Annotated in this window: 8 protein-coding genes; 6 read left to right on the top strand and 2 right to left on the bottom strand. The window is 36.6% G+C overall.

Annotated features, from left to right (window positions below; all coding sequences use genetic code 11):
- Positions 1-508 (top strand): tetratricopeptide repeat protein (locus PN450_RS15500; RefSeq protein ID WP_271836854.1); only part of this gene is annotated, 508 nt, incomplete at its 5' end.
- 218 nt (positions 509-726) lie between these two features.
- Positions 727-1,212: a hypothetical protein gene (locus tag PN450_RS15495; RefSeq protein WP_246863041.1), complete on the top strand. Its 486-nt coding sequence runs from the start codon at positions 727-729 to the stop codon at positions 1,210-1,212.
- Between the two features lie 125 nt (positions 1,213-1,337).
- On the opposite strand, the gene PN450_RS15490 is transcribed toward PN450_RS15495, so the two are convergent.
- A complete protein-coding gene (locus PN450_RS15490) occupies positions 1,338-2,861 on the bottom strand; it encodes a serine/threonine-protein kinase (RefSeq protein ID WP_271836853.1) in 1,524 nt (507 codons plus the stop codon).
- Positions 2,862-3,168: 307 nt separating this feature from the next.
- Between PN450_RS15490 and murJ the strand changes: the two genes are divergently transcribed.
- From murJ to mgtE, 4 genes are all read left to right on the top strand, one after another.
- A complete protein-coding gene (murJ, locus tag PN450_RS15485; protein ID WP_271836852.1) occupies positions 3,169-4,782 on the top strand; it encodes a murein biosynthesis integral membrane protein MurJ in 1,614 nt (537 codons plus the stop codon).
- Between the two features lie 81 nt (positions 4,783-4,863).
- A complete protein-coding gene (locus tag PN450_RS15480; RefSeq protein WP_148759851.1) occupies positions 4,864-5,094 on the top strand; it encodes a hypothetical protein in 231 nt (76 codons plus the stop codon).
- On the top strand, positions 5,087-5,500 hold the full coding sequence (locus PN450_RS15475) for a putative toxin-antitoxin system toxin component, PIN family (protein ID WP_148759849.1): 414 nt from the start codon (positions 5,087-5,089) through the stop codon (positions 5,498-5,500). The genes PN450_RS15480 and PN450_RS15475 overlap by 8 nt, the downstream gene beginning before the upstream one ends.
- Positions 5,501-5,842: 342 nt before the next feature.
- A complete protein-coding gene (gene mgtE / locus PN450_RS15470; RefSeq protein ID WP_015078209.1) occupies positions 5,843-7,192 on the top strand; it encodes a magnesium transporter in 1,350 nt (449 codons plus the stop codon).
- Here the strand turns inward: mgtE and PN450_RS15465 are convergent.
- Positions 7,181-7,455 (bottom strand): hypothetical protein (locus PN450_RS15465; RefSeq protein WP_271836851.1); only part of this gene is annotated, 275 nt, incomplete at its 5' end. The genes mgtE and PN450_RS15465 overlap by 12 nt on opposite strands.

The raw sequence follows: 7,455 nt of genomic DNA, 5'->3' as shown, positions 1-7,455 counted from the left end.
TTTAGGAGATAAGCAAGGAGCAATACAAGATTACAACCAAGCTATCAAAATTAATCCTAACAATGACGCAGCTTACTACAACCGAGGATTTGCTAAATATGATTTAGGAGATAAACAAGGAGCAATACAAGATTACAACCAAGCTATTCAGATTAATCCTAATGATGCCGATTACTACTACTTTCGGGGACTTGCTAAATCTAATTTAGGAGATAAGCAAGGAGCAATACAAGATTACAACCAAGCTATCAAAATTAATCCTAACAATGACGTAGCCTACAACAACCGGGGACTTGCTAAATCTGATTTAGGAGATAAGCAAGGAGCAATACAAGATTACAACCAAGCTATCAAAATTAATCCTAACAATGACGCAGCTTACTACAACCGAGGATTTGCTAAATATGATTTAGGAGATAAACAAGCAGCAATACAAGATTACAACCAAGCTATCAAAATTAATCCTAAAATCCTAGACATCCCAATTCAGACAATATTAGAAAATTAAATCCTGAAAATCCTGAAATCCTGGATATCCTGATTCAGACAAAAGAATTTTTGGGGTATGATTGGGAGTGTTTTAATTTGAGTTTAAATTTCTAATTTAATGGATATTAACCAACAAAAAGAACAATTTAGCATCACTTATGTTAGAGCGAGTTTTGGAGAATTGCCATAAAAGTTACCATCAAAGATAGTCAAACACTCAAAACAGTTCAACCTGATGTGATACAAACACACCTCCAAGCTACAGGATGGCAGGAAACAGGAAGAATTTATAATGATGCTGGGGCAATTTGGCGTTTAAAAAAAGACACCGCAGATGAATATGAAATTTTGCTACCTCTTCAACATAATTTAGCAGATTATGCCCAAAGAATTAGCGATATTTTAAAAACATTAGAGATAGTAGAAAATAGAGACCAATTTGATATTTTAAGCGAATTTATCACTAATTATCCTAACTTTACTGTTCAAGGTGTGGTCATGCAAATCGCTACTCCAGAAATTGATAAACTGAGAGGAGAAATTACATTATTAGGTGCAGTGTTTGAGAAATTACAAGAAATTAAAACAGTTTTAGCTAATCAAGATTATATCTTAGCTATTAAAGCTTATCAAGAACGGTTGCAAATTCACTGTATGGGTGATTTAGTGAAAGAAGATAATCATTTTATTCTCAATAATCCGAAAAATTTACAAATTGACTGATGAATATTGACTGATGACGGGTTAATTAATTAAAATTTTGTCTGACAATATTAATGTTGGGTTATGCCGTTGGCACACTTCGTGAACGCTGTCGCTCTACCCAACCTACTTACTACTAACTACTACTATTTTTCATCAATTTGGAATGATTTTATCATCTGTTCTACTGTTGGTAAAAATCTCTCGTAATTACTCTCTGGTGCTGTGTAAATAATCCGATAAGCTGTACTGCCATTTAATATTAAAATATACATATTTTTAATTTTTTGATCACCTTCTTCACCAGTTGCAACTATCATTCTGCTTTTTCTTTTAGCTACGAATCTATCATTTTTATCAACTACGGTTCCTGCTTGTAAATTGTTTTTAATATCCTTTTCTTCGGATTTTTCTAAATTGCCTAAATTTCCTAAAAATTCTTTTGCAGTAATTGTTAATTTGGCTTTTCTATCGGGTTGAACAAATGTTGCTATTTTCCCGGTAAAAGGTTCTGTAGAATAATCACTATCCCAACATTGAGGATATGCAATAGTTAATTTATGGTCTGTGTTTTCATATTTTGAAACTTTTCCTCCACATTCAGGAATGGGACGAATTAAAAATAGAATTATACCACCAATCATAATTAATCCTGCACCCACACCAGCAACTTTTACTAATTTATATTTATTATTAGGATGAGGTAAGGAATTATGAGATGGTGGTGGTAATGTTATTCCAGCAGTTTTAGATTGGGAATGATAAGATGGTGGTGGATTATGATGAGATGGAGTGGGAGAAATTGGTATTTGTTTTAATGCTGCTAAGGCTTCCTTGGCTGATGGATAACGGTCTTTATAATAAGATTCCACCATTTTATCTAGGATATCTGCCAATTGATCACTAACTGTAACGTGATTTCTCCAAATTACTTTTCCTGTGTTACCATCTATTTCTATGTCTGTGGCGAATTTCCCTGTTAATGCTTGAATAGCGATTATTCCTACAGCATAAATATCACTACTTAACTCTGGGTTTCCTATTCTTTGTTCCACTGGTGTATATCCATCTGTGCTAATAGTTGTCGGATTTTTAGGATTGTGTGATTTTTGAATTTCTTTAACTGCACCAAAATCAATAATCACTATTTTTTGATCTTCTGTTCTTCTTCTAATATTGCTAGGTTTTAAATCTCGATGAATGACACCTTGATGATGAATATACTCTAATACCTCTAATATTTCTATCAGTAATTTCACAACATTATCTGTAATTAGAGGAGTACCAAAAGGAATTTCTTCAGTAATATCATGTCCTTCAATAAATTCTTGAACGATGAAAAATTCTTGATCTTCTTCAAGATGTGCTAAAAGTGTTGGTATTTGTGAATGGTTTCCTAATTTTCCTAATGTTTCTGCTTCTCGTTGAAATAATTCTGCGGCTTTTTTTAATAGTTGAGGTTGTTTATTTGCTGGTGTAAATTGTTTGACAACACATTGGGGGTTTCCCGGTCGTTGAGTATCTTCGGCCAAATAGGTAGTACCAAAGCCGCCTTGTCCTATAATTTTAACAACATAATAGCGGCCAGTTATAACCTTGCCTACCATTGATTTAAAGCTATGTTTCCCTAAAAATAGGGCTTTGATGCTATGAATCATTCTGATAATCACCGTACTCACCCCTCTAATCTGTAACCTGTGTTCGATGTTTTTAATATATCCTTTGATTAATCTAATTGATAAATTAACTCACATCTTGCACCTGGCGACTGGAAGTCACGGCTACACAGGCAAAACCCGCCTACGCGGGTTTAAAACCTTTGATTTTTCGTGAGTCCGGGCTAATGATGTATCTCTTTCCAGTGCATACCGCTATAGGGTTTGATGACATTTTTTATGAAATTACCCGATAGATGTTAAAATCTGTCGGTTAAATATGCTCAAATATTTAGTCTGCAAGGGTTTCTAGGTATTATTCGTGACACAACAAGATCAAAAACCTGCTCGTTCTTTCGCTGGTATTGCTGGTATTGTTGCCGCAGCAACTTTAATTAGTAAAGTATTTGGTTTGGTTAGGCAGCAAATAATCGCTGCTGCTTTTGGTGTGGGTGCGGCAGCTACAGCTTATAGTTATGCCTATATTATCCCTGGTTTTCTGTTAATCTTACTTGGTGGTGTAAATGGACCTTTACATAGTGCCATTGTCAGTGTTTTAGCTAAACACAAAAAAGAGGAAGCTGCACCTATTGTAGAAACAATCACAACTCTAGTGGGTGGGTTGTTATTAGTGGTGACATTTGCCCAGATTTTCTGCGCTGAGTATATTGTTGATTTTGTGGGTCATGGCTTAGAAGCAACTACAAGAGCGATCGCTATCCGTCAAATTCAAATCATGGCCCCTTTAGCCTTATTTGCTGGCTTAATTGGCATTGGATTTGGGACTTTAAATGCAGCTAATCAATATTGGTTACTATCTATTAGTCCTTTATTATCTAGTATTACTGTTATTATCGGTATTGCTATTTTAGCAGGACAATATGGTAAAGAAATTATTAATCCTGAATATGCTTTAATCGGTGGCATGGTATTAGCTTGGGGAACTTTGGCAGGAGGAATTCTGCAATGGTTAGTCCAGTCAATTGTGCAATGGCGCTTAGGATTAGGGAAATTACGCCTGAGATTTGATTTTAAATCTCCCGGTGTGCAAGAAGTAATTAAAATCATGACTCCCGCGACAATATCATCAGGAATGATGCCAATTAATGTCGCTACTGACCTTTATTTCGCTAGTCCTATTGTTGGTGCAGCCGCAGGTTTTAACTATGCTAATCTTTTAGTTCAAACTCCCTTGGGAATTATTTCTAATATTATTTTACTGCCTTTATTACCAACATTTGCTAAACTTTCTCACCCAGATAATTGGGGAGAACTAAAATTACGCATTCGTCAAGGACTGTTATTAACTGCTGTTACCATGTTACCTTTAGGGGCTTTAATGGTGTCCTTAGCTGTGCCAATTGTCCAGATAGTTTATCAACGGGGAGCATTTAAACAAGAAGCAACTCAGTTAGTATCTTCGCTATTAATTGCCTATGGAATCGGAATGTTTGTTTATCTAGGGCGTGATGTTTTGGTGAGAGTATTTTATGCTTTAGGTGATGGACAAACACCTTTTAAAATTAGTATATTTAATATTGTTCTCAATGCTGTATTAGATTTAATATTAGTTGAACCTTTTGGTGCGCCTGGGTTAGTTTTAGCTACAGTTGGAGTTAATTGTAGTTCCATGTTGATGTTATTATTTTTGCTCAATCGCAAACTTAATGGTTTACCTTGGCAAGAATGGTGTGTACCAATTTTGGGTTTAACAGTTGGGAGTATTATATCGGGTTTAGCCAGTTTTGGAACTTTAATGACTTCTCAACAAATATTAGGTAAACAAGATTTAATTAGTTTACTCATAGAATTATCCATATCTGCTTTAGTAGGAATTGGGGTATTTGCGATAATTGCTTCTAGAATGAATATTCCCGAAGTGAATACTTTTGTAATCAAGATGCAACAAAAGTTTTTGAAGAAAAATATCAGGTGACAAACCAATGAGACGCTGTTCATGTTCTGCGATCGCTCTAATCCGATATAATAATAGAAATACTATCAACAAGTCTTGACTATGCAGATTAGTGAGGAAATCAGGATCAAAGTTAGTCCTAACGTTGCTCAAGCCTATCAAAAAGCAACAGAACGTAAAAAGCAATCTCTGGCAACGTTGGTTAGTTTATTTTTAGGAGAGGATATAAATGAGGAAGTTGATTTCCTTGGGAAATTGATGGATGAAATTAGCGATAGAGCCGTTTCCAGAGGCTTGACACCAGAAATTTTGGAGACAATTATGAATGAATAATTTCCCTAATTATGTGTTAGATACCAATATTTTTGTTAGTGCTTTACTCTTTAAAAATAGTCAACCGCGTCAAGCCTTAGATAAAGCTCGACATCAAGGAAATATTTTGATGTCTCAGGCGATTTGGCAAGAAATAATACAGGTTTTAGCAAGACCGAAGTTTGAAAAGTATGTTACAGCAATTGAGAGAGATTTATTTCTAGGTTGGTTGGCTGAATCAGTTAATTTTATAGAAATTAGCAAGACTATTGTTGCTTGTCGAGATGCTAAAGATGATAAATTTTTAGAGTTAGCTGTTAATGGCGATGCAGAATTAATCGTGAGTGGAGACGAAGATTTATTAATTTTGAATCCTTTTCAAGAAATTGCTATTGTTACAGTTAGACAATTTTTAGAGATGGAATAATTTGGGTTTATGTTGGGTTTCAGTTCTTAAAGGATGCTTTAAAAGTCATTGGTCATGTATCCAAAATCTTGATATCTCCCTAAGTAAGGGGTTTAAATCTCTTTAACCTAATTTTCTGTCAATAGTTGTATACATGACAAATTCAGCTTAAAATATCGCACAGTATCGGAAAACTGAAATTCGGGCTAAACTCATTAATTAGCGGTGCTATTTTTAGTTCCCACGTTGATATTTAATTTTACAAGAGGTTATGGACAAAAGTCCAACAGATGGCAGTAGTATCCTCCTCTAAGCTGGTGAGGCAGTCTCCCAGCGCGGGGGAGACATTAGGAGATTTCTATTATGCTTACACAGGAAATTCGTAATTCCTTGGATATTGCTGACTTAAATCAGCTTAAATGTGATTTGAATTGTTTACAGCCGGTAGATGTGGGCGAGTATATCACCCAATTGCCCGAAAAACAAAGAGCGATCGCTTTTCGGTTACTCAACAAAGATCAAGCCATAGATGTCTTTGAATATTTACCCACAGAAGTACAGGAAGACCTGATTAACTCCCTCCACGATGCCCAGGTAGTAGACCTTGTTGAAGAAATGAGTCCTGATGAACGGGCATATTTATTTGATGAACTACCAGCAGGAGTAGTCAAACGCTTATTACAACAACTCAGTCCCGAACAAAGACAAGCCACAGCTACGATTCTTGGCTATCCAGAAGGGACTGCTGGGCGGGTAATGACCACTGAATATGTCCGCTTGCGGCGAGGTTTAACTGTTGGTGAAGCCCTCAGTAAAATCCGCTTGCAAGATCAAGATAAGGAAACAATTTACTATGCCTATGTCACTGATGATAATCGCAAATTAGTTAGTGTTGTTTCTTTGCGTCAGCTATTATTTACCTTTCCCGATGTCTTAATTAAAGATATTGCCAGTGCCCATGTTGTCAAAGTCAGAACAGAAACCTCCCAGGAAGAAGTCGCCCGGATTATGCAGCGGTACGACTTAATCGCTATGCCTGTGGTTGATAGAGAAGATAGATTAGTCGGTATTATTACGATTGATGATGTCGTCGATATTTTAGAAGAAGAAGCTACAGAAGATATTCAAAAATTAGCAGGGGTCAGTGGTGATGAAGAGGCCTTATCTCCCGCACAAGTCACGATTCGGAAACGGTTGCCTTGGTTATTGGGAATTATGGGATTATATATTGGTGCTGCCAGTGCGATCGCTCCTTTTCAAGAAGTTATCGCCGCTGTACCTGTCCTCGCCGTGATTATGCCCATATTTTCTAACACAGGTGGCACTGTAGGTATCCAAGCTCTGACTGTCACCATTCGCGGTTTAGGTGTAGGGGAAGTCACACCCGCAGATACGGGAAAAATTCTCCGCAAAGAACTTTTAGCCGGTTTAGGAACAGCCGTAGCTTTAGGGCTGACAATGGTGGCCCTGTCCCTGATTTGGGCTAAACCCCAAGAAAGATGGGTAGCTTTAATAGCCGGGGTAGTTATGGCCACTAATACAATGGTGGCTGTTACTTTAGGAACTTTGTTACCAATGGGTTTGAAGCATTTAAAACTAGATCCAGCTTTAATGAGTGGTCCATTAGTGACAACAATGCTAGATACCATCGGTTTTTTAACTTTCCTCAGTATAATATCTGTTGCTTTAAAGGTGTTTCATTTACAATCTTGAAACTGCTGGATAAACCGAAAACTTCAATAAATTAAGGGTTTTCAGTTTAGAAAGGTGAATTAGGTGCATCGCTTTCCCAACTTTGAGACTTTTCTTACTTCCTTCTTCCTTCTTCCTTCTTCCTTCTCCCTTCTTCCTTCTTCCTTCTTCCTTCTTTCTGACTCCTGACTCCCTTCTTCCTTCTTCCTTCTTCCTTCTTTCTGACTCCTGACTCCCTTCTTCCTTCTTCCTTCTTCCTTCTTTCTGACTCCTGACTCCTGACT

Origin of the sequence: Dolichospermum lemmermannii CS-548, assembly GCF_028330815.1 — a bacterium.
Classification (GTDB): Bacteria; Cyanobacteriota; Cyanobacteriia; order Cyanobacteriales; family Nostocaceae; genus Dolichospermum; species Dolichospermum lemmermannii.
This window is presented reverse-complemented; position numbering and strand designations above follow the sequence as displayed.